We start from the raw sequence: 633 nt of genomic DNA, 5'->3' as shown, positions 1-633 counted from the left end.
GCAATCACTGCCACAGCGCCTATCGCAGACCAACGATATGATTTTTTTTGGAATTTTTTAATCATTAGAATTCTCCTTCTTAACGCTCTCTTGTTTTTACTAAAATTTGCTATACTTGGTACTTGATAATAACTTGAGTAGTGTTCCAATAGACTAATAATAGTATGTCCATACGCAATTTGTTCCTCTGAATCTATACATGTAAGAGCTAATGCATCGCATGCTAGTTCTTGATCTTCCCGCATACATGAGTAGGCATACCATAGAATGGGATTAAACCAATTTAAAATGAGTAACCCATGCATAAGCCAATTCACACCAACATCTCTTCGCTTGATATGAGCTAATTCATGATAAAAAATATATCGTAGTTGTTGTTCATTTAAAATCTTCATATGTACACTGGATAACAACAACTTGGGGCGAATAAATCCGAAAACCGTTGGACTGGAAACCTTTCCAGATACAAATAGAGGGATATTCCGTTGAATAGACATAGATTGCTTACACTTTTCAAAAATCTGGACAATCTTCTCATCTGTAATAACAGGTTGTTTTTTTATGTAAAGTAATAAACGCCTGTTCATTATAAAAGTAGCAACACTTAGAAGGATAACGCCAGTAAGCCAAATG

1 protein-coding gene is annotated in these 633 nt (G+C 34.8%); it reads right to left on the bottom strand.

Annotated elements, in window-relative coordinates; translation table 11 throughout:
• Positions 1–633, bottom strand: a 633-nt coding sequence (locus D1166_RS30945) for a M56 family metallopeptidase (RefSeq protein ID WP_133300477.1), incomplete at both ends; no start/stop codon positions are given.

The organism is Bacillus sp. ISO11 (genome assembly GCF_003458115.1).
In the GTDB taxonomy this organism is placed as follows: domain Bacteria; phylum Bacillota; class Bacilli; order Bacillales; family Bacillaceae_G; genus Bacillus_A; species Bacillus_A cereus.
Note: the sequence above shows the minus strand (reverse complement) of the source record. Positions and strands in the feature narration are given on the sequence as shown.